Origin of the sequence: Bernardetia sp. ABR2-2B (assembly GCF_037126435.1) — a bacterium.
Taxonomy (GTDB): domain Bacteria; phylum Bacteroidota; class Bacteroidia; order Cytophagales; family Bernardetiaceae; genus Bernardetia.
This window is the reverse complement of sequence record NZ_CP147020.1, coordinates 770,821-796,385: the sequence shown is the minus strand read 5'-3', so window position 1 is coordinate 796,385 and position 25,565 is coordinate 770,821. Positions and strand designations below refer to the sequence as shown.

Genomic DNA, 25,565 nt, shown 5'->3' with positions numbered 1-25,565 from the left:
ACTTCTAAAAGAGATTTGCTTTCTATAAAGCATTAACAACTCTTTCCTTGTAAGAATCTCCTATTGGGATTTCCATTTTTCCTATCTCAATGTCTTGCATAGTAAAAGCTGTTATATGATTTTTATTGACAATATAAGAACGATGAATACGAAGAAAGTAAGAAGGCAAAGAGGTTTCTAAGTCACTTATTTTGAGCTTCGTAACATGTCTTTTTGCTTTTACATAAATCCCCACATAGTCTTTCAGACTTTCAATGTATTCTATTTCTTCAAAATTTACCTTGATATGTTTCTTATTTACATTAATAAAAAAATAAGTTTTCTCGTCTTCTTGACTAACTTGTTTTGGTAAGTATTTTGGTACTGAAATGGTATTATTTTTTGAAAAATATTTATCCATAGATTTTAAAAAACGTTCAATTGTAATGGGTTTTAATAAATAATCTACTACTTCAAGCTCATAACTTTCTACCGCATAGTTTCGATACGCAGTAGTAAAAATAATGGAAGGAGGATTTTTGAGGGACTTAGCAAACTTTACTCCGTCCAAAACAGGCATCTGAATATCTAAAAAAATCAAATCAATCTTTTCAGTATTCAAGACTTCAAACGCTGAAATTGCATTTGTACAAATAGATACCAAATTGAGATAAGAAAAATTACTAATGTGTTTTTCTAAAAGTTGTGCTGCCAAAGGTTCGTCTTCTACTATTAGGCAATTCGTTTTTGGATGTTGCATAGTTTTTTAAATCGATAATTTTACTCTATAACTTGTTTTTTCATCTTTTACTTTCCATTCGTAAGCATTTGGGTACAACAAATCTAGTTGTTGAGTAATATTTTTTATTCCAATTCCTTCTTTGTACCCCTCTTTATCTTCTTGTTGAGTATCATATTTGGTATTAAATATTTCAAAAAATAATCTACCTTTTTCTGTCTTGATGGAAATTTCTATGATAGCATTCTCTATCACTCCACTTGCTCCGTGTTTGAAAGCATTTTCTACCAAAGAAATTAAAAGCAAAGGAGGAACTGGCGTTTGAAAATCATCAATAGAAGTATTTAGTTCTATCAAAATTCTATCTCCATAGCGCAATTTTTCTAATTCTATATAATTCTCTATCAAGATAACTTCCTTTTCTATACTTACTCTGTCGGCTTTGCATTGATACAAAATATAATCTAACATATCTGAAAGACGAGCCACTACATCTGGAGCTTTTTTCGAACCTGTAAGTGTCAGCATATATAAATTATTGAGCGTATTGAACAGAAAGTGAGGATGAATTTGAGCTTTCAGAAAATTGAGTTCGGCAATCGTTTTTTGCTTTTCCAACTGCTGGATTTTTCTTTTTTCTGTTGTCGAATCTCTAAACATTTTGAAGAATAGAAATACGAAAGAAAACAAATAGACTTTGCCTACATACCAAAAAACGGTCGTTTCTACTTGTATTATTATTTCTACAATAGACTCCTTTTCTGTATTTGGATAAATAATTTGTTCTGCAATATGAACATTCATTATTCTATATAAAACGCAAAACACGAACACGCTCATAAAAATACTACTCACAAATAAAATATACTTTTTAGGAATAAGCAACTTCGGAATCTGATAATAAACTAAAAAGTAAGTTGCCAAAATTTTGATGGGCATTCCTACCAACCTAAAAACAAAAGCCTCCCCTAATTCAGAAACATCTTCACTAGAAGTAAGAGGAGCTATGAGGAAAGCAGCCAACCAAAACAAAATATGTCGCCATAATCGTTTTTCAGTTAGCCAGTCTATAAGGTTATTAAATTTTATCACTTTTTCTGATGTTTTGTTTGATTTATGTTTTCTAGTCGATGATTTTGAATATATTCTAAAAATGAAAATACGCAAAAATCTATTTGAACAAACAGAAAAAAGATAAAACAGAGTTTGCTACCCATCAAAAAGGGTTTGTACAGGATAAGCCAAAGATAAATCCCTTTTCACTTTAAAAATAGTATAAAATACCTATCCATAGTACAGAAAAGCAGTTTGAACGATATTTTAAATTAGGAGGCAAATTGAGTTGTAAGTTTGAAGTAGAAATTATGTTTACAACCACTTTAAATTTTATGACAATGAAATATTTATTTGTTTTCGTTTTATCAATTCTCATCTTTACTTTATCATTTGCACAAAACGGTTCTTCCAATCTTTCTACCACAGATACTGTATTTGTGTCTGAATCAGGTAAAAAAATAAAGGCAATTATGGGGCGTATGCAAGTAAAAGAAAATAGAAAAAATCCTAACTCTGAATTGATTTCTATTTCTTTTATCCAACTGAAAAGCTCAACTCCTACATCTGAAAATCCTTTAGTCTATTTAGAAGGAGGTCCTGGCTCTAGTTCTACGTGGCAAGCAACTTACCCAGAGTATTTGGAAAGCTGGGTAGAACTCTTAGAGTATTCTGATGTAATTTTGCTAGACCAACGTGGCACAGGACAAGGCGCAAGAAGAGTAACGCATATTGTAAGTGAAGATGTACCTTCAAAAATCTTTGTTGATGAAAAGCTGCGTCAAGATTATTTCAATAATGTAGAAGAGAATGCTTTGAATGCTTTCAAAGAACGAGGTGTAGATTTGAAAGGCTATACAACACTACAAAACGCAGCAGATATTGAAGCGTTGCGTATTGCTTTATCTTATCAAAAAATATCATTGATGGGTTTTAGTTATGGAACACATCTAGCACAAACTTATATGAAATACTATGGCGAAAATGTAGAGAAGGCTATTTTAATAGGAACAGAAGGACTAAATCATACCAAAAAAACACCTTTGAGTATGGATATGCAGTTTAAGAAAATTGCTCTAATGGCAGCTCAAAAAAAAGAAGTGAGTGAGAAAGTTCCTAATCTATTAGAACTCCATAAAATTGTAATAGAAAAATTAAACAGCAATCCAGTTGAGATGAAAATAATATCACCTCTAACCAGAAAGCCTATGAAAATTGAACTAAACGGTTATGCGCTCAATATGATACTTCGTTTTGATATTGGTGATGCAAGTGATATTCCTATTTTTCCTAAGCTACTTTATGATGCAAGTCAAGATAATTATGATATTCTAAAATGGTTTGTACAGAAGAGAATAGGAATGTTTTATGGCATTAATGGAATGAGTATGATGACAGATAAGGCTTCTGGGGCAACTGCTTATCGAAACGAAAAAATAAAGCACGAACTTGAAGAAAGTATGTTTGCAAATATCTTTAAGGAAACAGAAAGCAAAAATGATAAGGAATTAAATATAGACTTAGGAGATGAATTTAGAAGTCCATTTGCAAGTGATATTCCTGTTCTTTTCTTGAGTGGAACACTAGATTTTAATACGCCACCTTATCAAGCCGAAGAAGTGCGCTGGGGATTTCCAAATAGTGAACATATCATTATCAAAAATGCAGGACACGAGCAAATCCGTCGCCATCCGAAAGCAAATGCTGCAATGGTTTCTTTTCTAAAAGATGAGAAAATAGAAGATGTTGATTTGAGTTATCCTATGCTAGAATTTGTACCACTAGATGATAAAAGTAAAACAAATATTTATCATCCTGCTATTGCGCAAGAATAATATATCTTTTTATAAAAGCCTATCAACTTTTTACAGTTTGATAGGCTTTTTTTCATAATAGATTATCTATCTTATACTCTAACATGAATTCCTTTTTCAAAGAGCTCTTTTTTCAGAACAGGAACAGGAATTTCTCCAAAGTGAAAAATACTAGCAGCAAGTGCAGCATCAGCTTTTCCTTCATTAAAAACATCTACAAAATGCTGTGTATTTCCTGCACCTCCAGAAGCAATAATCGGAATACTACAAATAGTGCTAAGTTTTGAATAAACATCATTGGCAAAGCCATTCTTTGTTCCGTCGTGGCTCATTGAAGTAAACAAAATTTCTCCTGCACCTCTTTCTTGTGCCTCTTTTGCCCACTCATAAAGGTCAATACCCAAGTTTTTTCGTCCTCCTCCTGTATGAACTTCCCATTTTCCAGCATCATTAATTTTTGCATCAATCGCAATAACAATACATTGATTACCAAATTTTTTGGAAGTTTCTTCAATGAGTTTGGGATTCAGAACAGCAGCCGAATTGATAGTAACTTTGTCTGCACCAGCTTCTAACAAAACTGAAACATCTTCAACACTACTTACGCCACCACCAACAGTAAAAGGAATATTTAAGTTTTTGGCAATACGTAAGGCAAGTTCTTTGAGTGTTTTTCGTTTTTCATGAGTAGCCGTAATATCTAAGAAGACAAGTTCATCAGCCCCTTCTTTTGCATATTTTTCGCCTAATTCTACTGGGTCTCCAGCAAAACGAAGCTCTTCAAACTGTACGCCTTTTACAGTTTGTCCGTCTTTTATATCTAAACAGGGAATTATTCTTTTGGATAGCAAAATAATATAGTGATAAGTTATTAGTGATAAGTTATTAGTGAAATGCAAATAAGCTATATCAACTATTTAATAGTTAAATTGAAATTCTATTTTCATAAATAGCCTTTCCTACAATTGCGCCATCAACGCCTAGTTTGTCAAGCAAAACTAAATCGTCTTGACTGGTTACGCCACCACTTGCAATTACTGTAAGAGTTGGGAATTTAGTCTTTAATTCTCCATAAAAATCAGTATTCAAGCCTTCTAATGCACCATCTTTTGTAATATCAGTACAGAAAAACTGCGTAAGTCCTTTTTGTTTCCAACTTTCAATAAACTCAAAAACAGTAAACTCACTTTCGTTTTTCCACGCATCAGTAAGAAGTTTTTCTCCACGAACATCAGCAGCCAATAAAATGGAGTTTCCACCAAACTTTGAGAGCCAATTTTCAAAGACTTCTGGACTTTTTACAGCAATACTGCCTACACTTACCATTTTTGCGCCACTTGAAAGAATACTTTCAACAGCTTCTGAATTACGTATTCCACCACCAAAATCGATAATTAAATCAGTTTGAGAAGCTATTTTTTCTAATACTTTTAGGTTTTGAGGCTTACCAGCTTTTGCACCATCTAAGTCGACAATATGAAGGCGTTTTATTCCTTTATTTTCAAATATTTTGGCTTGGTCTAAAGGATCTGAATTATATATTTTTTTTGTGTCGTAATCGCCATGTGTCAGACGAACACACTTGCCATCAATTAAATCAATGGCTGGAATGAGTTGAAGGTTCATTTTTTATGTTTTAGTAATTGTTTTAAATGAGTTTTATAAATCATTTATTTCTTCTTCTGAAAGTCCTGTACTTTTTGCGATTTCATGAATAGCAATACCAGCATTTTTAAAATCTTTTGCAATTTCTAGTATAGTTGTTTTTCTTCCTGTTTCAATTATACTTTTTGCTATTCTAAGATTTTCTTGAAAACGATTATAGGCAATTTTGGAGTCTTTATCCAGCTTTTCATAACACATCTTTTCTCTTACTTCTTCCATTCCTTTCGCCTTAAATTCATCTTTTACTTCGCTTTTTTTCAAGAAATAAATCCATTCATCTAAAGTATTTTTTACTACATCATCAAAATTATTAACTTTTAGAATATAGTATTTTGGGAAATTTTCATTTTCTAAATTATCTTTTGAGTGAGTACCTACAAAACTACCTTGGTGTTGATAGATATAATCTTCCCCCTGTCCGAATGAACCATAAACAATATTGATGGAATAAAATCTTTTGATTCTTTCATACGACTCCCCTAATTTGAAATATTCAGTTAATAGCTTAGAAACACCATAAAGCATTCTCTGAAAATAATCTGTTTCAGGGGTATTTTGAAGCTCTACCAAGACAAGTTCTCCTTTCGTTGTTCTGACCAAAATATCTACTCTATTGAACTTGTCTCGCTGCTCTTCTTGGTTACCTTCACTTTCTAAAATGCGTTCTATTTTGAGGTCAAACTTTAGAAGTTCGGTCAGAAAACCCTCCAAAATTCCAAAATTTTCTTTATGGCGAAGCAGCTTTTTTATTGCCCAATCAAAATGAATTAGTTTCATATCTAATTATTTATTTTTTTACTTTATCTACAACCAAACCAACTTCTAAAATTGGACTTATTGGGTCATTATCAGGTAAAGCATGTTTGATTTTGAAGGTATAAGTTCCTTTTTCTAGTTTAAAATTAGGCATTACAACCTGTCTTGTATCATAAGTATCGCCTACGCCTTCACCTATTGCACGTCCACCTTCATCACGCAATCTAAAATCTACTTTCTCTTCTGTTGCTTTTCCGTCTGGAGTTTCATAAGTAAGAACCAAAATTAGATTTTTGAAAGGAATACTAATTCCGTGGCGTAATTCTATCGAAATATCATACATTCCTGCTTCTTCTACATTTACTTTGTAGGTTTTCTCATCACTCATATTCCACTTAAAGCCTACTGAATTTACATCTGTATGTTCTCTATAAATATTCCTTCCATCACCACACGAAGAAAACAAGAACAAAACAGCTAAAGTAAGAATTGGAAAAATAGACTTGATAAATTTCATGATAATTTTGGTTTAATATACTTAGTAATTTTAATATACGTGCGCAAATTCAACTCCTTGATACTCAGTTTCGATTTCATTAAGAATATCAAATACTTCTTGCGAACTATTAGACTGAACAAGTCTCATTCTATATTGTTTGATTCCTCTTAGTCCTTTAAAATAAGCTGCATAATGACGCTTCATTTCATTGATAGCTACCGTTTCATTTTGCTTCCATTCTAAAGAAAAAACAAAGTGTTTTCTGCAAATATCTAAACGTTCTTCTAGTGTTGGAGGTGGCAAAAGTTCGCCAGTAGCCAAATAATGTTTTATTTCTCTAAAAATCCAAGGATAGCCAATGGCAGCACGTCCTATCATAATTCCATCGACACCAAAACGGTTTTTGTATTCCAAAGCCTTTTGAGGAGAATCAATATCGCCATTTCCAAAGATAGGAATATGAATATCAGCACTATTTTTTACTTCTGCAATATACGACCAATCAGCCTCACCTGTGTACATCTGCTTACGAGTACGTCCATGAATAGAAAGTGCCTGAATACCAACGCCTTGCAAACGTTTTGCGACTTCCAAAATTTGGATAGAATCGTGATCCCAACCCAAACGAGTTTTGACAGTAACAGGAAGATTCGAACGGTTTACAATTTCTTTTGTAAGAAGTTCCATTTTAGGAATATCTTTCAAAATACCTGCTCCTGCTCCTTTGCATACTACTTTTTTGACAGGACAACCAAAATTTATATCCAAAACTTCTGGGTTTTCTCTTTCTACAATTTCAGTAGCTTTGAGCATAGAATCTAGCTCTGCACCAAAAATCTGAATACCTACTGGTCTTTCATAATCAAAAATATCTAGTTTTTCTACACTTTTATCAGCATCTCTTATCAACCCTTCTACTGAAATAAATTCGGTGTACATCATATCTGCGCCACAAGCTTTACAGACAGCACGAAAAGGAGGGTCACTTACATCTTCCATCGGCGCAAGTAAAAGTGGGAACTCTCCTAACTCTACATTTCCAATCTTTACCATATTCTTTTGTATATTAATCTTCTTGTTTTTTTATCTGAAGCAAACTTTGATGCTACAAATTTACGAAAATACTACTTCAAATCTCTATCTGTAAAAAAGTATTCTTATACTCTTCCTCCAATCACAAGTACATCATCAATAGGTTTGTGTTCATTTCCAATCCAATCTTTAAAGGTTTGATAAAGGATTTGTTTTTGCTCGGCTGTATCTTTTTTATGAATTTCAAAAAGTAAGTTTCTAAAGTTTTTGACCATAAATTTGCGCCCTTGTTCTCCTCCAAATTGGTCTTGAAAGCCATCAGAAAAAATATAAAATGTTGTAGGAATAGAAGTATCAATTACGTGTTCTGTAAAATCTCCTTTATGCTCTCTATCCGAACCACCAATTGGCATTTTATCTCCTTTTATTACTTCCAAATTATTATTTTGAATATAAAAAAGAGGGTTTTTAGCTCCTGCAAAAGTAAGTGTTTTGGCTTTTTTGTCTATACAAACTAAAGCTAAATCCATTCCGTCATGAATATCTGTTTCATCTTTGTGTAGAGCTGTAGTTATGCCTTTATTTAAGCGATTTAATATTTCTGCTGGTGAGGTAATATTATTTTCTGCTACAATTCTACTCAAAATCTCATTTCCTACCATAGACATAAATGCCCCCGGTACGCCATGTCCTGTACAATCAACGGCTGCTAAGATTATTTTTTGTTCTTCTTTAATCTCATGAAAAAAGTAAAAATCTCCACTTACAATATCACGAGGACGAAAATAAACGAAAGATTCGGGTAACACTTTCTGGATATTTATGATATTTGGAAGTATTGCCTCTTGAATACGTTTGGCATAAGTAATACTTGATGTAATCTCTTTGTTTTTATCTTCAATTTCGTTTACTGCAATTTCCAATTCGTGATTTTGTTCTAAAATTTGAGCTTGTTGGAAGCTAATTTCTTCATTTTTATCTTGCAAAATCAGATTTGCCCTTTTCTTTTGTTGCTGACTTCTATAAATAAAAAATATTCCAATAAAAGAAAGCAATAAAACACCTGCAATTGCTCCAATATATAAGCGTTGTTTTGCTATTTTTTGTTCATTTTCGGCTTGTTCTTGTGCAAATTTAGCTTCTTGTAAGTCAGTTTCTTGTTGAAGAACTTTATAAGCAAGTTCTTGTTTTGTAAAGTTAGATTCTAATTTATTTAGTTCTTCATTCTTGCTTTCTATGTGTTTTTCTTGCTCTTTTAATTTTGTGTTTTTTAAGGCAATTTCTAGCTCTGCTCTTTGCTTTTCTGTTTCAGCTAAAGCTGCTTGTAGCCTTGCTTTGTCAGCTTCTGCACTTACAACAGCCATTTTTCGTTGTTGAGACATTTCATGAAAATTTCGATATAAATCAAAATATTCTTTTGTTTTTTCAGAATTTCCTGCTTTTTCATATGTTTCGGCAAGCATTCCATAGATGCTTCTCATTTGCTCTAAATCCAAACTTTCTTTTGCTATACTTAGTCCATCTAAAAGCTGTTGTGCTGCTTCATCATGTCTTTTTAGATTATTAAGAACAACTGCCGTATTTATTTGAGCCGAAATTATAGGTTCTTTTACGCCTTGTTTTTTACGCCCCTCTAAGGTTTTTTGAAAGAATACTAAAGAGGAGTCAAACTTTTCTAAATCAGCATAAATAGTAGCAAGATTACTATAAATCCCATACATTCCACTCTGATTATCTACTTTTTGATTAAAAATTAATGATTTTTGAAAGTAGGTAATGGCTGGTCGGAGTTCTTTTTTATCCCAATGAATGAGTGCAGCTTTATTCAGAAAATCACTTGCCCCTCTATAATCGCCTTGATTTTTGCGTTCTTCCGACTTTTCCAAACACATCTCAACCGTCAGTTTTTGACCATCATTTGTTACAAATTGGGCTTTTGTAGAAAAAACCAATAAAATATAAAAAAGGAAAAGAAATAGAAATTTTTGCATCATCACACAAACATAAAAAATAAGGAGGGATAGGTTTATTGAATGACATAAAACCGTCATCTATTCAAAGATAACATTATTTCAGTTAAAAAAACAGAAAAATGTTATATCAAGTAGGCTAAAAACAAATGCCCTTGCCCTACTAAATAATTGAGCAGATTTAATTATAAGACAATAATGAAGTTTGGTTTCAAAACGAAACCCATAACTTTAGTTATGGGATAGCAGGAAGTCTATTTTTGTTCTTATTTTACCTGCTTTCCCACGATTGAAATCGTGGGTTTCGTTATATTTTAATTTTACTCAATTACTTGACTTCAAACAAAATATTACAACCTCACACGCACAGCATTTGCATGAGCTTTCAATTCTTCTGCTTCTGCCATCTCAATTACGGTTTGTCCGATTTGATTCAGACCTTCTTTTGTAAGTGATTGAAACGTAATTTTTTTGACAAAACTATCTAAAGAAACTCCACTATATGCTCTTGCATGTCCGTCTGTTGGAAGTGTATGATTTGTCCCAGAAGCATAATCTCCAACTGATTCAGGCGTATAATTTCCCAAAAACACAGAACCTGCGTTAATGATATGATTAGCTGCTTCTTCTGAATTCTCTAAAGCAATAATCAAATGTTCTGGAGCATAAAAATTACTCATATCCAAAATTTCTTGTCTATTTTTCAAGACTACAAAACGGCTATTTTCCAATGATTTTTGAGCAAATTCCTTTCTAGGTAGTGATTCTAATTGTTTTTCTGTTTCTATTTTAATTTGATTTGCTGTTTCTTCACTGTCTGTCATCAAAATTACTTGGCTATCTTTTCCATGTTCAGCTTGAGAGAGTAAATCAGCAGCGACAAAGCTAGGAACACAACTTTTATCAGCCAAAACAGCTACCTCAGAAGGACCTGCGGGCATATCGATAGCAACTCCTTCGTTTTGAATAAGCTGTTTGGCAACAGTTACATATTGATTTCCAGGTCCAAAAATTTTATATACTTTCGGTACTGTTTCTGTTCCGTACGCCATTGCACCAATTGCCTGTATTCCTCCAATTTTGAAAATATCTGTTGCTCCTACAAGATGAGCAGCATATAGAATCGCAGGGTGTATTTTGCCTTCCTTATTGGGAGGAGAACATAAAACCACATTCTTACAACCAGCAATTTTGGCAGGAATACCGAGCATCAAAACAGTAGAAAAAAGAGGAGCTGTTCCACCTGGTATATACAAACCCACTTTTTCAATGCCTACACTTTTTCTCCAACAGGTAATTCCCTTAGTAATCTCAACTTTTTTTATTTCTTCTTGTTGGCTTTGGTGAAAAACCAAAATGTTTTTATAAGCTTGATTAATAGCCGTCTTGAGAGGTTCAGAAATAAGATTTTCAGCTTCTTGAAGTTCTTTTGTAGTTACTCTAAACTTCTCTATATCTATTTTATCAAATTCTTTTGTAAATTTTTGAATGGCACTATCCCCTTCTTTTTTTATAGCACTCAAAACATTTTGAACTTGAGATTCAATTTGTTTTAAAGAAAACGTAGGGCGAACACAGATAGATTCCCACTCACTACGAGCAGGTTGGTTATATACTTTCATTAGTAAATAAAGGCTAAGTTTTGATAATAAACGGAGTTAAATCCGAAATAAAAGGTAGTAATCTTTTGATATATTAGAATGTTAGGCAAAAGTAGTCATGAAGTTAGTTTTTTCAAAACCTATGTGTTTTTTCTTTTTATATAAGAAGTAAAGAAGGTCGCTTTTACCCTGATTTACAATCAGTTCTGAAAAAGTTTTATCTTTTTGAATCAAAAACAAGAAAAATGGGTTATCTATTCATTAAATGAAATTAACTGGTTACTGATAATTGATAACTGAACATGGTTTATCCACAAAATATAGAGTCAAAATTAGGGTTTGATAAAATCCGTGAGCTTTTAGGAGAAGAATGTCAAGGCATTTTGGGCAGACAGCTTATAGAAAAGATGGAGTTTCATAATGATTATGAAACCATTGCTAGTCTGACAGAACAAACAGCAGAATTTAAGAAATTAATAGAGACAGGACAAAGCCCTCCTGAAAGTTATTATTTTGATGTTTCGGCATATCTTGCAAAGGCTTCTATTGTTAATAATTTTCTAACAGAATCTGAATTTTATGATGTTAAGCGTTCTTTAGATACATTATATCAGACTTTAAGAGTGATTCGAAGGCAGCCAAAAGAAGAATTTCCACGTCTTCAATCGATGTGTCAAGATATAGATGTTCCTTATGAAGTCATTCAAGATATAGAAAGAGTTATTGATGATAAAGGACAGATGAGAAGTAATGCTTCTCCAGAGCTTCAAAAAATCCGTCAAGCTATTGTTAGAACGCAAGTTACACTTCGTAAAAAACTGGTTTCAATTGTAGAAGGTTTACGAAAAAATGATTATTTGCGCTCTGATGTTGATACAACAGTCAGAGAAGGTAGAATGGTTGTTCCTATCAAAACAGAATATCGCAAACAGCTAAAAGGAATTGTTCATGATACGTCTTCAACAGGGCAAACTATTTTTATAGAACCTGAAGCTATTGTAGATTTGAATAATGACATTAAACAGTTTATGCACCAAGAGCGATTTGAGATTGTGCGTATTCTGACTGACCTGACGACTTTTTTACGCCCTCATTTATATACATTGAAATATGCGTATGAATTTTTGGCTCAAGTAGATTTTATTCGTGCAAAAGCTCGTTTTGCTGTAAAATTAAATGCAATTAATCCAGATTTTGAAAAACGTGCTTTGATAGATTGGCAAAATGCGTATCATCCTCTTTTATATTTATCGCATAAAAAACAAGGAAAAACAGTTCTGCCAAATACCTTATTTTTAGATGGAAATCAGCGAATTTTACTTATTTCAGGACCAAATGCAGGTGGTAAATCAGTTCTTTTGAAAACGGTTGGTTTACTTCAATATATGTATCAGAGTGGTTTATTGATTCCTGTTCAAGAAGGCTCAAAAATTGGAATTTTTGACCAGCTTTTTATAGACATAGGAGATGAGCAATCCATTGATAACGATTTGAGTACGTATAGTTCGCATCTTTATAATATGAAAAAATTTCTCATTGCAGGAAATAAAAGAACCCTTGCTTTGATAGATGAATTTGGAACAGGAACAGAGCCACAAGTAGGTGCATCGATAGCAGAAGCCATTTTAGAAGAGTTTGAAAAACAGAGAATGTATGCCGTAATTACTACGCATTATGCCAATCTGAAATTTATGGCAGAAAAATCACAGTTTATTGTCAATGGAGCAATGCGTTATGATGTTGATAAATTAGAGCCTCTCTTTAAGTTAGAAATAGGAAAACCAGGGAGTTCGTTTGCACTAGAAATTGCTAAAAAAATAGGTTTGCCTTCTGATGTTATCAAATCGGCTCGTTCAAAAATAGGAGGTGAACAAGTAGAAGTAGAAAGACTTTTGAGACAGTTAGAAAAACAACGTTCGAATTTAGATAGAGAACAAACCAACCTTCGAAAACAAGGCTTGGAAGTAGATAAATTGCTTAGAGAAAACCAATCTTTAAAGGATGATTTGAAGAAAAACAAGCAAAAATACATGCAAGAAGCAAAAAAAGAAGCACAAGCTTTACTCCAAAATGCAAACCAGCGCATCGAAAATACTATCAGAGCCATCAAAGAACAACAAGCTGACAAACAGAAAACAAAAGCAGTTAGAAAAGATTTAGATGGTTTGCAAAATGAATTAGATAAGGTAGAATTTGAATCCACTCAAAAATCAACCCCTAAAAACGAAGATGAGATGATTCGTTATGTAGACTCTGAAATAAAAGAGGGCGATTTTGTACAAATAAAAGGACAAACGGCAGTTGCTGAGGTTCTTTCTATCAAAAATAAAGATGCCTTGCTTCGAATTGGTTCTCTCAAAACGACTGTAAAGATGAATCGTTTGCAAAAAGTAGATGAAACCATTTTACCAACTTCTATTACTGGAACTAAAAACACAAAGTCTTCAAACTCGGGTTCTACACTTCATAGCAAAGTCTTAGATTTTAGTCCAGAATTAGATATTCGTGGCAAACGTGCAGAAGAAGTAAATCCAATTGTTACAGCTTTTATGGACGATGCTGTGATGCTTTCTAAGAAAAGTCTTCGAATCTTGCACGGAAAGGGAGAAGGTGTTTTGCGTCAAGTAGTTAGAGATGCACTTCGTCAGTATTCGCAAGTCAAGACGATAAAAGACGAACACGCAGACAGAGGTGGCGCAGGAATTACGCTTGTAGAATTGAAGTAAGTAGATTAAGGCACTACCTTATAAAGTGTGTAACTTGAAAAAGTTTGGGGTTTGACTTTTGATTACAGTTGAACCCTATCTTGATATATTATAAGAAACTGATTTAAAGGGAGTATCCCTCTAATATAATAATATGACACTATCCTACTAATTAGCGATTGGAGTTGCAGAACAACACAATATCTTTAATAGAATTTTATATTTCCAAATCCGAAACATTATCTTACAAATTAACGCAAAAAAAATTGACAATCCTCAAAGAAGATTGCCAATTTGTGATAATATTTATTCAGTAACGTTGATTTGTTACAATGCGAAATTAATGCGTGTAAGTAATCCACCTGTCTGAACAAATACCCCTTCCGAACCAAGTGAGCGTACTGGAAATTTCCAATACGGTTCAACTTGTAGCGTTAAATGCTTTCCTAAGGAGGTTTCAAGTCCTGCAGAAACATTAATGGTTGCAAAAAGCTGTAAAGCTGATTGTGTTTCCCTCTGTCTTACTACTTCTTGTGAGCGAGTAAGTCGTGGGTCATAAATATCTTGATATGAAACAGTGTAATCTGATTCATAATTTTCTTTCAAAGAGAAATAATTTGATGTACCTGCTGATACAAACCACTTATTTCGATCTGTCTGAATTGCATTGTATCGCAAATGTATAGGTAATTCTATTAATTGCCAATTTATTTGAGTTTTGTTTTTCTTTACCCAAGCATCTTCATTTAGATTTGGATTATAAAGGTTTGTAATATCTGTGATAACTGAAGGCTCTTCTAAGGCAATTTGTTTTTGTGTATAAACTGCTCCAACTGAAACATTGAATCTTTTAGAGACTTGATAGTCAGCCATTATCCCATATCCAGTTTCATAATTCATTTCTTGTTTATCATTACTCTTATAAATATTTGTCATTGCCATAATAGCAGCTCCAATTCTCCATTTTCCGATAGCACTCACTACTGGTTTTTTTATAATCAGTTCCTCATTTTTATTAGAAGCAAGAAGTGTTTCATCAATTTGTAGCTCTGGTAATGCAATTTCATTTGGCGTAATATCAACAAATAAATCAAAATTATTTTGTTCTAATTTTAATGCACTAAGCATTTTATCTGATTCTATATTACCATTTTCCAACAAGCTATTTTTTGCGCTTTTTTCTTCTAAATTATCGTTTGAAGAAGAATTAAAAGCTATTTGAGTATTTTTAGTCTCTGATGTTTCATTAAACAAAGAGTTTGATACAGAATTAGTTTGAGCTATCTGACTATTTTCAGAATTTTTTTCTATCTGACTTTTTGAATCAGAATATGATTTTGTTTTAGTGAATTTTTTAGTGTTTTTTTCTGAATTATTGTCTGAGTAATTATCGAAATTATTTTTCTTATTAGATGCTAAATTTTCTATTAAATCGTTTTGTGTAGTTGTTTTTTCATCCGTAGAGTTTTGGTTAGTTTTATTTTGTATAGTTTTTTCTTCAAGAGCTATATTTTGATTTGAAACTTTGTTTGCTGAATTATCTAAAAATTGATACCCTCCAAAAAGTAAAATTACTGCTGCAGCTCCCATAGTTGCAAAGACAGCTAAACGACGAAATACTACTGCTTTACGGTCTTTTTCATTATGAGCAGCCAATTTTGTTTGCATAGCCGACCAATCAGCAGGTTGAAAAGTAGGTTCGTAATTATTTGCAACCTCTCTAAACCGTTCTGTAAAACGCTCTTCTGATGATTTGTGATTCCCGTCTTGGTTATCGTATATATGCTTCATACTTTTTTCCGAAATGCTCTTTTATTAGTAAGCGTAATTTTTGTTTTGCTCTGGATAGGTTCGAACGAGAAGTTCCTGCTGGTATTCCCATTTGCTCTCCAATTTCTTCATGTGAATAGCCTTCAATTTCATAGAGGTTAAAGGTAAGCCGATAAACATCAGGTAACTTTTGTACAAGTGCATATATTTCTTCTGCACTCATTTGGTCAATAACATTACCTGTCGAATCCTCTTCTCTATCAGCATATTCTACATCTAAGTGATTACTATGTTTTTCATTTTTACGATAAAAATCAATGGCTGTATTAATGATTATCCTTCGAAGCCAACCTCTAAATGATTTTTTGGTGTCATATTGATTTACTTTTGTAAATACTTTCATAAAGCTATCATTCAAAACCTCACTCGCTTCGTCTTTGCTTTTACAGTAACGTAGCGACACCGACATCGCATACCCATAAAAATGCTTGTATAACATTTCTTGACTTTTTGCGTGTTTTTTTCGGCAGCCTTCAATAAGGCGAAGTTCAATATCTGTTAGCTCTATGGCTTTCACCAAAAATTAATAATTAATTGTTCGCTCAGGGTTATGAGTCTATTTATTTAAGTTGCTTTCAAAGTCCTTACGCAGTAAAGTTTGAAAGTGCTGCAAAGGTGTAGGAAAAAAAATGATTTTTTTTATTTTTTTTATTAATCTTCTTTAAAAAGTCCGTAAAATGAGCTTGAAGGGTGTTTGGGATTTGATAGCTTTAGAAATTTATTTTTCAGAAACAGCATTTACGTGTAGGGACAATGTATGCATTGCCCCTACTATAACAAAAAAAGTGTTAAAGTATTCTATTTCCATTCTATTTCAAAACCACCCACGCCGTCTATATAAATTGTAGAGAAATTTGTGTCTTTAGGTCTTTTGAGAGTAATTTTAATATCCTTTCTACTGGCAGCTTTTTCTGAGTCTTGTTCTACTACAATTCGCTTGTCTTGCTTATGAAAAACAACATAACGCTCTCCTGCCTTCAAATCAAATTTGAAAGAGTTTCCTTTTTCCTCAACTTCTTTGATTGTAGTTTTTATTTTTTTACCGTCCAAAATTTTGATTGCATTGGATGCCTTTGGGATTCCATAACCTATAAAATTATTTCCAAAAGGATATAAAGAAGCTGATTTTTCTATGGCTTCAAAGATTTCCTTATTCGTTGCTTTCGGACTCTTTTGCCACAAACAAGCTGCGAAACCTGTGATATTTGGCGCAGAAAAAGACGTTCCTGTAAGTGAATAACAAGCAACATTTGGTTTTAGAAATTCTACAAAATCTGCTCCTATACTACTATAACCCATTTTTAATCCTGCTCCATTGGTTGCTCCAATAGAAAGCGCAAACGGACTATCCCCCGGAGTAGAGACGATTTTCCATTTGTCCCAACCTTCATTTCCTGCTGAAACAACAATCAAAATTCCCTTTTCATTGAAAGCCATATTTACAGCCTTACTGACAACGCTCGTCTTTCCATCCATTTGTTTCGTATCATAGTCTTCCTTTTTATCATCAAAACCAACGGAATAACCTAGCGAAGTATTGATAAGCTTTACGCCTGAACTGTCCATCCACTCCATTGCAGCAACCCAAAAATCTTCCTCGGAACGTGTTTCTGTAACGCCGTGGTCGGTTCTGGCAAGATAAAATTGCGCTTCTGAAGCTGCTCCCACTTGATTAGAATTATCTTTATCATCATTATAACCTCCTATCATTTCCAGAACTGTTGCTCCATGCGAATCATCAGAAGTTTCTTTTTCTCTAAAAAGGTCTTTCTGTTTTGGGTTTACAAAATCACGCATTCCCAACACACGACTTGTGTCTAAATGTTTTAAATAATTACTTTTATCACTTCCGTAAAAACCAGCATCAATAACGCCAATTGTAACACCTTTTCCTGTTAGATTTTCTTTTTTTAAAATAGAAAGCTCTAGCTGTTCCATAGCTTTTCCCATTTTTCTTTTTTGTATTTTAGAGTAAGATAAAGGCTTCCACTTTGTCGTTAAGGCTTGTAAGTGTGTAACAAAAGGAAGATTCTGAACCCGTATAGCTTCTTCTTCGTTGAGATAAATAGAAATTGCATTAAGCCATTTTGATTTTACGATTGACTTATCAGTTACAGAGTTTTCTACTTTTTGTACAAATTTTTCAGAAACGGAAATATCACTATATTGCCTTAAAGGAAGTTTTTGTAGTTTTCTGTTTTCAATTGTTTTGGCAGAAACAGCAAAAGTATAATCATAATCTGTTGTGTCTTTTTGAGAAAAGAAAACCCAATATTTTGTTTTATCAGAAGGAATAGAAGAAAAATTTTGAGCAGAAACAGAAAAAATAAAGATAAACTGCATAAATACAAAAGATAATGCAGCTAAAAATGGATAGTTACGTATATTCATAAGAGAGATTTGAGAAATAGTTATAGTAGGGTAATTAAGGCTTTAGCTTATAGATAATTAAAATTAGGTAATTAAACAGAATTAAATATAACAAAACCCACGATTTTAATCGTGGAAAAAAAGTCGCAAAACGATAGAAAGTGTCCCTAGTCCCTAGTGTTATCCCATAACTAAAGTTATGGGTTTTATTCTAGAGAAACATTCAATAATAACTTACAAGTAATTTTACTCAATTACTTAGTCTAAGTTATTAGTTTACTTCATTCATAATTTGTTCCAAAATGCGTTTTAGGTCAGTTAATTCTTATCATATTAAAGAAGAAAGTCATCAACATTTTTTATTGGAAAATAGAAATGACCCTGTTACGGGCGATAATTTTTCAGAGGGAGATGAAGTGGTTTTTTGCAGCGTGTGTAAGTCTGCTTTTTTGAAAGATTCTTGGAGCTATATGGGAAATAAACACTGCGACCAACGCTCTACCTTACCTGTCTTTCCAAGAACTAAAAAATTGATCCTTCAAAAACCGATTGAACTACCTTTTGCTTTTGCAGATACAGACAATCGAACTACGGCATTTTGTATCGACATATTTGTAATAGGAGTTCTTTGTTTTGCCTTTGCAATCATTAATGCAAAATTGCATATTCATACAAATGCTTATTTTTATGCCCCTATAAGTTTTCTTTTATTTACTTTTAGAGATAGTCTTTTGATAAATAAAAGTATCGGAAAAGCATTTCAGAAGATGTATTTTATAGATATTACAACAAATCTTCCTGCTACGATTTGGCAAACATTAGGTAGAAATTTGCTTTATTGGGTAATGAACGGAATTTTTGCTCTTTTATTTATTACTATAAAGGCATTAGAGAATCAAATAGAAGATAATGTACTACTATATTTTTTTACTGGCGTTTTGTCTATTACTGTGAATGTTTTCTATATCAAACAAAGCATAGAAAATAATTATTCATGGTTTGATAAATTATTAGGAATTAGACTAGTGAAAAAGAAGTAACGATAAGAAACACTTACAATTCCAATAAATAAAAACTTCTAATTTACTTTAGGAAAGTTATCGACGATTTGCCATTTTCCTGCTGAATCTGCAAAGTTATCTACAATTTGAACATCTATATCAGCGAAATTATCCACAACTTGTACTTTGTAGTCTGCAAAATTATCTACAAATTGAATTTTTCCATAAATACGTGATAAATCAGCCATAGCTTTTTAATTTATTATCTTTCAGATAGGTTATTTTTTCTTTTTATTGAATTGATGTAAAACGGCTGCAAAGTCAGCAATTAGAGCAGGTTCTTCTTCTAAGCGTGTTCCGACTACCACCACATCAGCACCAGCAGCAAAAGCCATGTGTAATGCTTCAGGCGTTCGGACTCCTCCTCCAATTATTAAAGGGATATTTATACTCTGTTTTACAGTTCGAATCATTCTTGGAGAAATTGGTTTTGCTGCACCACTTCCACCGTCTAAATAAGCCAAACGCATTCCTAAGTATTCTCCTGCAAGAGCTGTGTTGGCTGCAACTTCTGCCTTTTCATAAGGAATTGGCAACGTCTGACTAATATAAGAAACAGTTGTCAAGTTATCACACAAAACAAGCATATAACCTGTCGGGATAACTTCCAAATCCATTCTACGGAGTCGTGGAGCTGCTGCAACGTGTTGCCCTATTAAATATTCTGGATTTCTGCCCGAAATAAGAGAAAGTAGAAACAAACTATCAGCCTCTGGAGCAAGATGAGTATGATGCCCTGGGAACAAAACAACAGGTAGCTTTGCATGAGATTTTATGAGTTTTACAGTTTGAGAAACTTCGCCTTCTGTCAGAAGACTTCCTCCTACCATAAAAAAAGAAATTCCGTAATGAGCAGCTTGTGCAGCTAAAAGAGCTGTTTTTTTAGGGTCTATACGGTCAGGGTCTATCAAAACAGCCAACATTTTTTGACCTTTTAAGGCAGCTTCCAAAATTTTAGGATATACATTCATGCAGTTATCAGTTATCAGTTACCAGTAAAAGTTACTAGTAATCAGTAAATTGCCTAATTTGAAAAGACAATTTATAAAAATCTTCATAAAAAAATAATTTCTAAAACTTACTTATTAATTGCTAATTGACTAAGTTCGTAATTAGATAACAAAAATACATATTCATAACCGACTTCACAATAAATATGAAATTTAGCTTCAATAAAACAAAAGTAATTGCAACTGTGGGCCCAGCCACTTCTACTCGTGAGCAGCTTTTAGAGCTTATGGTAGCAGGAGTAGATGTTTTTCGTCTCAACTTTTCACATGGCACTTACGACGATCACAAAAAAGTATTAGACATAATTAGAGAGCTTAATCATAAGTTTGAGTTTAATGTTTGTATTCTTCAAGATTTACAAGGGCCTAAAATTCGTGTAGGAGACATTGAAGGAGGAGAACTTGAGCTTGTAAAAGGAGCAAAAATTAGAATTACGACTGATGAGGGTGTAATGGGAACAAAAGAACGAATTAGTTGTGCTTACGAAGATTTTGTTAGAGATGTAAAAGTTGGAGAGCCTATTTTGATGGACGATGGAAAGCTAGAGCTTGTTGTTTCTGAAAAAGACCAAAATGATGTTATTGCAAAAGTAATTGTAGGAGGAACTCTAAAGCCACGAAAAGGAATTAACCTTCCTAATACACAGGTTTCTGCGCCGTCTATGACAGAAAAAGATTTGAAAGATGTTATGTTTGGAATTGAAAATGATGTAGAATGGGTAGCTCTTTCTTTTGTTCGTAATGCTAGTGATATGATTCGTTTGAAAGAAATTATTACAAAACATGACAGCAAAATGAGAACAGTTGCGAAAATCGAACGCCCAGAAGCAGTTGCAAATATTGATAGTATTATCGAAGAAGCTGATGCACTAATGGTAGCTCGTGGAGATTTGGGAGTAGAAATTAATGCTGAAGAAGTACCAGTAGTTCAGAAACGAATCGTTAGAAAGTGTAATGAAGCTGCAAAACCTGTTATTATTGCTACGCAGATGATGGAATCAATGATAGAAAATCCTCGTCCTACTCGTGCAGAAACAAATGATGTAGCTAATGCAGTGATGGACGGAGCAGATGCCCTTATGCTTAGTGGGGAAACGGCTGTTGGAAAATATCCAGTTGAGGTAATTAAAAGTATGGTAAAAACGATTAGTTCGATTGAAGTAAATGTAGAATCAATTTATCATCAATATTATCCAATTCCTACTTCAATGAATGATTATACAAGTAAGAGTGTAATTACGACAGCTTGTAGGTTGGCTCAAAATGTTCATGCAAAAGCACTCATTTCGATGACACAATCAGGTTATACAGCTTTTCAGTTGGCTAGTCATCGTCCGAAGGCAGGTATTTTTATCTTTACATCTAATCATAACTTACTCACTACACTTAATTTAGTTTGGGGAGTTCGTGGTTATTATTACGATAAATTTGTTTCGACAGACCAAACCTTTAAAGATACACAAGAGATTTTGTTTGAAAAAGGACATATTCAAAAAGGAGATTTGTTTGTCAATACTGCCAGTATGCCAATCGATGAAAAACAACGAACTAATGTTTTGAAGTTGAGTAAGATGGAATAGATTTAGAATAGTTCTTATTTTTAAAATCACAAAAAAGCCTTTACAATTTGTAAAGGCTTTTTTGTGTAGCATATTATTTAGACTACAAGTTTTATTGAATAACCAGTTGTTTTGTATATACTTTTCCTTGAGAAACAATTTGAACTACATAAACCCCTGCACTTATTTTTGGAAGTGTAATAGGAGTAGTTTTTTGATTCATAGAAATTTCTTTGCTATAAATTGTTCTACCAAGTGCATCTACCAAAACAAGGTTTGTTTTTTGGTCGATAGTTGTTGCAAATTCTACTTTAAATGAACCATTATTTGGGTTTGGATAGATAGAAAATACTTTTGCAGATTCTTCTTCAATTCCAGTTTGTATGTCAAAAGTAAAAGTCTTTTCTTCTGTTTCAAATTCACAGCCTGTTTCATAAACTACTTTTGCTTTGTAATTTCCACTTTCAGTTGGTTGAATCGTTCTCTGATTTGAAAAACCAGCAACTTCACTTCCATCTTTAAACCAAACTACTGAAACAATAGAATCAGAAGATGAAACGGTAATTGTTTTATCTAAAGAATTTTCTCTGTTTATTGTAATTGTTGCTGTTGGCAAGGTATCCACAATCGTATTTTTGACTGTATTAGTGATAATTGGTTCATTGGTGTCAAAATAAATATAAGATTTATTTTCAATTCTTGAAGTATCTGAATGGGCTGCAATCTCATCCAACTCAAAAATAACATAACCTTGACTGCCTTCTAGATTAGAAGTGCTATCAGGTAAGTTAATATCATCAAAACGGAAATTGATAACATTACTATTGGCTACTGTATCAACAACCATCGTATGGCTACTTTCCACAATTTTCAATGAACTTCTATCTAATAAATTGCTCAATGAATCTACAATATTTACTTTTAAAGCAGGGGCATTTCCTGTATTTTGGAAACGAATTGTATAAGTAAGAGGTAAATCAGAACGTTTTGTAAGTTTATTATCACAGATTCCTTGTGGATAGACTTGTTTATCGTTGGGGTCGTAAGAGTTTACGATTAGGAAACAGTATTGTTTTATATTATTCAAACGAGTAAGGTCATTTGTTTCAGGTGTAATATGTCCTGAAAAACAAACCTCATCACCAATATTCAAGCTATCGTTTGGTAATACTTGTATTCTAACGGAAAAACTTCTATCAAAACTCAAATCTGTAACATCCCAAAATAAATTATTTCCTACAGTTCTGTTTGGATTAATAGATGAAGAAACGTAAGTAACATTTGAAGGTAAAGTAACTTTGAGTTCGCCAGATTTGGGAGCGCAAGAATAATTATTAACAAGAGCTGTAATTGTAGAAATTATGGCAGGACGCAAAGGCTCAGAAATAATATTTACATTAAAGTCATAGCTTGTAGCAGAAGGATTTATAATAACAGGTTGGATAGTTTGATTTCCTGCTTGGTCTGTAATACGTAAGTTCAAACTTTCTACAGAAGTATTTCCACAATCAAAAAAAATAGTTTCAAGCCCTGTATCATCAAATACAACTTCTATATCTATTGAATCTGTACAATTATCACTTAAAGAAGTAATAAAATCCCTTGCTGAAATTGTTGCTTGATTAGAAGTATTAAAAATTACTGGCAAGACTGTGACAGAAACAACTGGACGAATTGTATCTTTTACAGGAATAATTGTAGGAGAAGTTTCTGTATTTCCATTGTTATCTGTAACTCTCAAAACTACATTAACTGCATTTGTATCAGCACAAGAAAAAGAACGAGTAGTTAGTCCTGTATCATCAAAAAGAAGGGAAACTATACTGTCTCCACAAGCTGGAAAACTGATGCTATCTAACAAAGCTGCATTTACTTCTACATTTCCATTATTATCTAAATAAGCTGTATAATTAGCTTTGCTAATGGCTTGTAAACTTTGAGAAGTTGTTACTAAGAATTCCAATCTATCACTAATTCCACAATTTAACGACGAATCTTGAGCATAAAAATAAGTAGAATCTGCGCTCAAAACTGGTGTAGTAAAATTACTTCCTGTATGAATGGGTGTATTACTTGTAGGAGAGTCATACCAATAAACTGTTCCTGTTCCATCAGTCTCTAAAGTAATTTGTGTATTTATACATAAGCCATATTGGTTTTGTGGTAATGTTATGTTATTTAATGATACACTTATATTTTGTATATCTCCTGTAATAATCCAGTTATTAGGAGCAGAGGTAAGAATATTACGTGCTACTACAGAACGACAATAAGTTAGACCAGTAGCTCCTAAAGCTACATTTGGTTGTACGTCTTGTGTTGCCCAGCCTATTAGTGTAGCATCATAGTTAGAGGTGTTTAGCCCTGACCTAGTAAGCATGTCTGTCATATCTGTAACATTACTGATATCCCAACTCCCAATATTCTGATTAAAAGAACTAGCATTCAAAAACATCCATCTCATATCTGTTACATTTTCCGTATTCCAGTTTCCAATATCTTGATTGAAAGAAGTAGCACCTCTAAACATAAACCTGATACTGGTAACATTACTTGTATTCCAGTTTCCAATATCTTGATTGAAAGAAGTAGCTCTTTCAAACATCCCAGTCATAGTTGTTACATCTTCCGTGTTCCAGTTGCTGATATCTTGATTGAAAGATGTTGCTCCTCTAAATGTCCAATACATACCAGCAACATTACTTGTATTCCAGTTTCTAATATTTTGATTGAAAGATGTTGCTCCTTCAAACATCGAATTCACACTAATAACATTACTTGTATTCCAGTTTCCAATATTTTGATTGAAAGATGTTGCTCCTTTAAACACGGCACTCATATTTATTACATTTTCCGTGTTCCAATTTCCAATATCTTGATTGAAAGAAGTAGCTTTTCCAAACATCTCAAACATAGATTCTACATTTTCCGTGTTCCAGTTTCCAATGTTTCCATTGAAGTTAGTACAATTGTAAAACATGCGATTCATATTTGTTACATTTTCCGTGTTCCAGTTTCCAATATCTTGATTGAAAGAAGTGGCATCAACAAACATCCAATGCATATCGGTTACAGTTTCTGTATTCCAACTTCCAATATTTCCATTAAAAATAGTACAACTTCTAAACATACTACTCATACTACTCACTCCTATAAGATTTGGATTATCAATAGCATTATAAGTAAGGTTAAAGCAGCCATAAAAAGCACTATTCAGACTTTTCCATTCTATGTTTCCCCACTCTTCTATAGTGCGTAATTTTGCCCTATGAGTAGTATCATTATACATATAAAAATGAGGAAAAACTCCTGTAATAGCTATCTCATAAGTATCTCCATTTGTAAGCCCTGAAATGGTATAGTTTCTTGTTTGTCCTGTAGAAGAACCGTTACCTACGCCTGTATTAGTAAGATTTGTCCAAGTAATATCATAATTATATGCTCCACTATTTGAATTTGTAGGAATAGTAATTGTCCCGTCATCGGTTACCCAAGTGGTACGAAAAGCTTGTGCTTCTGCTGTATCTACAGAAAACAAGTATAGAGTAAAGAAAACAGCACATAGAAATAGGCTGTGTAAAGAGCAATGAAGATTTCTCATCTAAGAATAAATTAATTTAAAAAAATAAACAATAGAATCTATCTCATTAAAACTGTAATCTAAAGTTTTTCAATTTCTGTTTGGCAGTATTTGTAAATACCTATCCAAATAGAGAAAGAAAAATGATTACACTTTTTTAAAGTGATAGCGTATGATAATTAATTTAGTTAGTGAGATTGTTATACAGATTGAGAAAGTCAAGAATGATAAAAATAGCAGCTAGATAACATTGAATAATATCAAATTTTCTCAATAGTATGAGGACAAATATACGTCTTTATTTGAAATAAAAAATAAACTTTTGTTTTTTTTGCTAAAAAT

Annotated in this window: 19 protein-coding genes; 4 read left to right on the top strand and 15 right to left on the bottom strand. The window is 32.8% G+C overall.

Translation table 11 applies throughout. The annotated features are described in order from the left end of the window. Positions 1-22 precede the first annotated feature (22 nt). Positions 23-739: a response regulator transcription factor gene (locus WAF17_RS03415; RefSeq protein ID WP_338766257.1), complete on the bottom strand. Its 717-nt coding sequence runs from the start codon at positions 737-739 to the stop codon at positions 23-25. A 6-nt stretch (positions 740-745) separates the two neighbouring features. Then, entirely contained in the window at positions 746-1,810 is a 1,065-nt protein-coding gene (locus WAF17_RS03410) for a histidine kinase (RefSeq protein WP_338766256.1), read from the bottom strand. A 302-nt stretch (positions 1,811-2,112) separates the two neighbouring features. On the opposite strand from WAF17_RS03410, the gene WAF17_RS03405 reads away from it, so the two are divergent. Next, on the top strand, positions 2,113-3,606 hold the full coding sequence (locus WAF17_RS03405; RefSeq protein WP_338766253.1) for an alpha/beta fold hydrolase: 1,494 nt from the start codon (positions 2,113-2,115) through the stop codon (positions 3,604-3,606). Positions 3,607-3,677: 71 nt separating this feature from the next. Here WAF17_RS03405 and hisF read toward each other — a convergent pair whose 3' ends face one another. The 7 genes from hisF to hisD form a co-directional block, all read right to left on the bottom strand. Further along, positions 3,678-4,436: an imidazole glycerol phosphate synthase subunit HisF gene (gene hisF / locus WAF17_RS03400; protein WP_338766250.1), complete on the bottom strand. Its 759-nt coding sequence runs from the start codon at positions 4,434-4,436 to the stop codon at positions 3,678-3,680. Positions 4,437-4,509: 73 nt separating this feature from the next. After that, complete coding sequence (gene hisA / locus WAF17_RS03395; protein ID WP_338766247.1) at positions 4,510-5,211, bottom strand: 1-(5-phosphoribosyl)-5-[(5-phosphoribosylamino)methylideneamino]imidazole-4-carboxamide isomerase; 702 nt, start codon at positions 5,209-5,211, stop codon at positions 4,510-4,512. Positions 5,212-5,244: 33 nt separating this feature from the next. Continuing rightward, complete coding sequence (locus WAF17_RS03390) at positions 5,245-6,027, bottom strand: Rpn family recombination-promoting nuclease/putative transposase (RefSeq protein WP_338766244.1); 783 nt, start codon at positions 6,025-6,027, stop codon at positions 5,245-5,247. A gap of 10 nt (positions 6,028-6,037) precedes the next feature. Further along, positions 6,038-6,523 carry a gliding motility lipoprotein GldH gene (locus WAF17_RS03385; RefSeq protein ID WP_338766241.1) on the bottom strand — a complete coding sequence of 162 codons (486 nt, stop codon included), beginning with the start codon at positions 6,521-6,523 and terminating at the stop codon, positions 6,038-6,040. 30 nt (positions 6,524-6,553) lie between these two features. Continuing rightward, on the bottom strand, positions 6,554-7,558 hold the full coding sequence (gene dusB / locus WAF17_RS03380; RefSeq protein WP_338766238.1) for a tRNA dihydrouridine synthase DusB: 1,005 nt from the start codon (positions 7,556-7,558) through the stop codon (positions 6,554-6,556). Positions 7,559-7,662: 104 nt separating this feature from the next. After that, entirely contained in the window at positions 7,663-9,531 is a 1,869-nt protein-coding gene (locus WAF17_RS03375; RefSeq protein WP_338766235.1) for a SpoIIE family protein phosphatase, read from the bottom strand. Positions 9,532-9,857: 326 nt separating this feature from the next. Beyond that, positions 9,858-11,129 (bottom strand): histidinol dehydrogenase, encoded by a 1,272-nt coding sequence (gene hisD / locus WAF17_RS03370; RefSeq protein WP_338766232.1) that lies wholly within the window; start codon positions 11,127-11,129, stop codon positions 9,858-9,860. A 281-nt stretch (positions 11,130-11,410) separates the two neighbouring features. Between hisD and WAF17_RS03365 the strand changes: the two genes are divergently transcribed. After that, positions 11,411-13,834, top strand: a complete 2,424-nt coding sequence (locus tag WAF17_RS03365) for an endonuclease MutS2 (RefSeq protein WP_338766229.1) — start codon at positions 11,411-11,413, stop codon at positions 13,832-13,834. 306 nt (positions 13,835-14,140) lie between these two features. Here the strand turns inward: WAF17_RS03365 and WAF17_RS03360 are convergent, their stop codons facing one another. From WAF17_RS03360 to WAF17_RS03350, 3 genes are all read right to left on the bottom strand, one after another. Then, positions 14,141-15,604, bottom strand: coding sequence for an outer membrane beta-barrel protein (locus WAF17_RS03360; protein WP_338766226.1), 1,464 nt, complete (start codon positions 15,602-15,604; stop codon positions 14,141-14,143). Further along, a complete protein-coding gene (locus WAF17_RS03355; RefSeq protein ID WP_338766224.1) occupies positions 15,585-16,163 on the bottom strand; it encodes a sigma-70 family RNA polymerase sigma factor in 579 nt (192 codons plus the stop codon). The genes WAF17_RS03360 and WAF17_RS03355 overlap by 20 nt, the downstream gene beginning before the upstream one ends. A gap of 278 nt (positions 16,164-16,441) precedes the next feature. After that, the gene (locus WAF17_RS03350; RefSeq protein ID WP_338766222.1) at positions 16,442-18,034 is read right to left on the bottom strand and encodes a S8 family serine peptidase; all 1,593 of its coding nucleotides are present in this window, start codon (positions 18,032-18,034) and stop codon (positions 16,442-16,444) included. A gap of 281 nt (positions 18,035-18,315) precedes the next feature. Between WAF17_RS03350 and WAF17_RS03345 the strand changes: the two genes are divergently transcribed. Further along, positions 18,316-19,053 carry a hypothetical protein gene (locus WAF17_RS03345; RefSeq protein ID WP_338766220.1) on the top strand — a complete coding sequence of 246 codons (738 nt, stop codon included), beginning with the start codon at positions 18,316-18,318 and terminating at the stop codon, positions 19,051-19,053. A 38-nt stretch (positions 19,054-19,091) separates the two neighbouring features. Here the strand turns inward: WAF17_RS03345 and WAF17_RS03340 are convergent, their stop codons facing one another. After that, positions 19,092-19,262: a hypothetical protein gene (locus tag WAF17_RS03340; protein WP_338766217.1), complete on the bottom strand. Its 171-nt coding sequence runs from the start codon at positions 19,260-19,262 to the stop codon at positions 19,092-19,094. Positions 19,263-19,292: 30 nt separating this feature from the next. Then, positions 19,293-20,045, bottom strand: a complete 753-nt coding sequence (locus WAF17_RS03335; RefSeq protein WP_338766215.1) for a geranylgeranylglyceryl/heptaprenylglyceryl phosphate synthase — start codon at positions 20,043-20,045, stop codon at positions 19,293-19,295. Between the two features lie 185 nt (positions 20,046-20,230). Between WAF17_RS03335 and pyk the strand changes: the two genes are divergently transcribed. Further along, positions 20,231-21,664, top strand: coding sequence for a pyruvate kinase (gene pyk / locus WAF17_RS03330; RefSeq protein WP_338766213.1), 1,434 nt, complete (start codon positions 20,231-20,233; stop codon positions 21,662-21,664). 91 nt (positions 21,665-21,755) lie between these two features. Here the strand turns inward: pyk and WAF17_RS03325 are convergent, their stop codons facing one another. Further along, positions 21,756-25,244: a BspA family leucine-rich repeat surface protein gene (locus WAF17_RS03325; RefSeq protein ID WP_338766210.1), complete on the bottom strand. Its 3,489-nt coding sequence runs from the start codon at positions 25,242-25,244 to the stop codon at positions 21,756-21,758. Between the last annotated feature and the right edge of the window lie 321 nt (positions 25,245-25,565).

Bases quoted from the DNA above. Each gene is read 5' to 3' on its own strand.
- WAF17_RS03415 (WP_338766257.1), bottom strand. From the start codon at position 739: ATGCAACATCCAAAAACGAATTGCCTAATAGTAGAAGACGAACCTTTG.
- WAF17_RS03405 (WP_338766253.1), top strand. From the start codon at position 2,113: ATGAAATATTTATTTGTTTTCGTTTTATCAATTCTCATCTTTACTTTA.
- hisA (WP_338766247.1), bottom strand. From the start codon at position 5,211: ATGAACCTTCAACTCATTCCAGCCATTGATTTAATTGATGGCAAGTGT.
- WAF17_RS03390 (WP_338766244.1), bottom strand. From the start codon at position 6,027: ATGAAACTAATTCATTTTGATTGGGCAATAAAAAAGCTGCTTCGCCAT.
- WAF17_RS03385 (WP_338766241.1), bottom strand. From the start codon at position 6,523: ATGAAATTTATCAAGTCTATTTTTCCAATTCTTACTTTAGCTGTTTTG.
- dusB (WP_338766238.1), bottom strand. From the start codon at position 7,558: ATGGTAAAGATTGGAAATGTAGAGTTAGGAGAGTTCCCACTTTTACTT.
- WAF17_RS03375 (WP_338766235.1), bottom strand. From the start codon at position 9,531: ATGATGCAAAAATTTCTATTTCTTTTCCTTTTTTATATTTTATTGGTT.
- hisD (WP_338766232.1), bottom strand. From the start codon at position 11,129: ATGAAAGTATATAACCAACCTGCTCGTAGTGAGTGGGAATCTATCTGT.
- WAF17_RS03365 (WP_338766229.1), top strand. From the start codon at position 11,411: ATGGTTTATCCACAAAATATAGAGTCAAAATTAGGGTTTGATAAAATC.
- WAF17_RS03360 (WP_338766226.1), bottom strand. From the start codon at position 15,604: ATGAAGCATATATACGATAACCAAGACGGGAATCACAAATCATCAGAA.
- WAF17_RS03350 (WP_338766222.1), bottom strand. From the start codon at position 18,034: ATGAATATACGTAACTATCCATTTTTAGCTGCATTATCTTTTGTATTT.
- WAF17_RS03345 (WP_338766220.1), top strand. From the start codon at position 18,316: ATGCGTTTTAGGTCAGTTAATTCTTATCATATTAAAGAAGAAAGTCAT.
- WAF17_RS03340 (WP_338766217.1), bottom strand. From the start codon at position 19,262: ATGGCTGATTTATCACGTATTTATGGAAAAATTCAATTTGTAGATAAT.
- WAF17_RS03335 (WP_338766215.1), bottom strand. From the start codon at position 20,045: ATGAATGTATATCCTAAAATTTTGGAAGCTGCCTTAAAAGGTCAAAAA.
- pyk (WP_338766213.1), top strand. From the start codon at position 20,231: ATGAAATTTAGCTTCAATAAAACAAAAGTAATTGCAACTGTGGGCCCA.
- WAF17_RS03325 (WP_338766210.1), bottom strand. From the start codon at position 25,244: ATGAGAAATCTTCATTGCTCTTTACACAGCCTATTTCTATGTGCTGTT.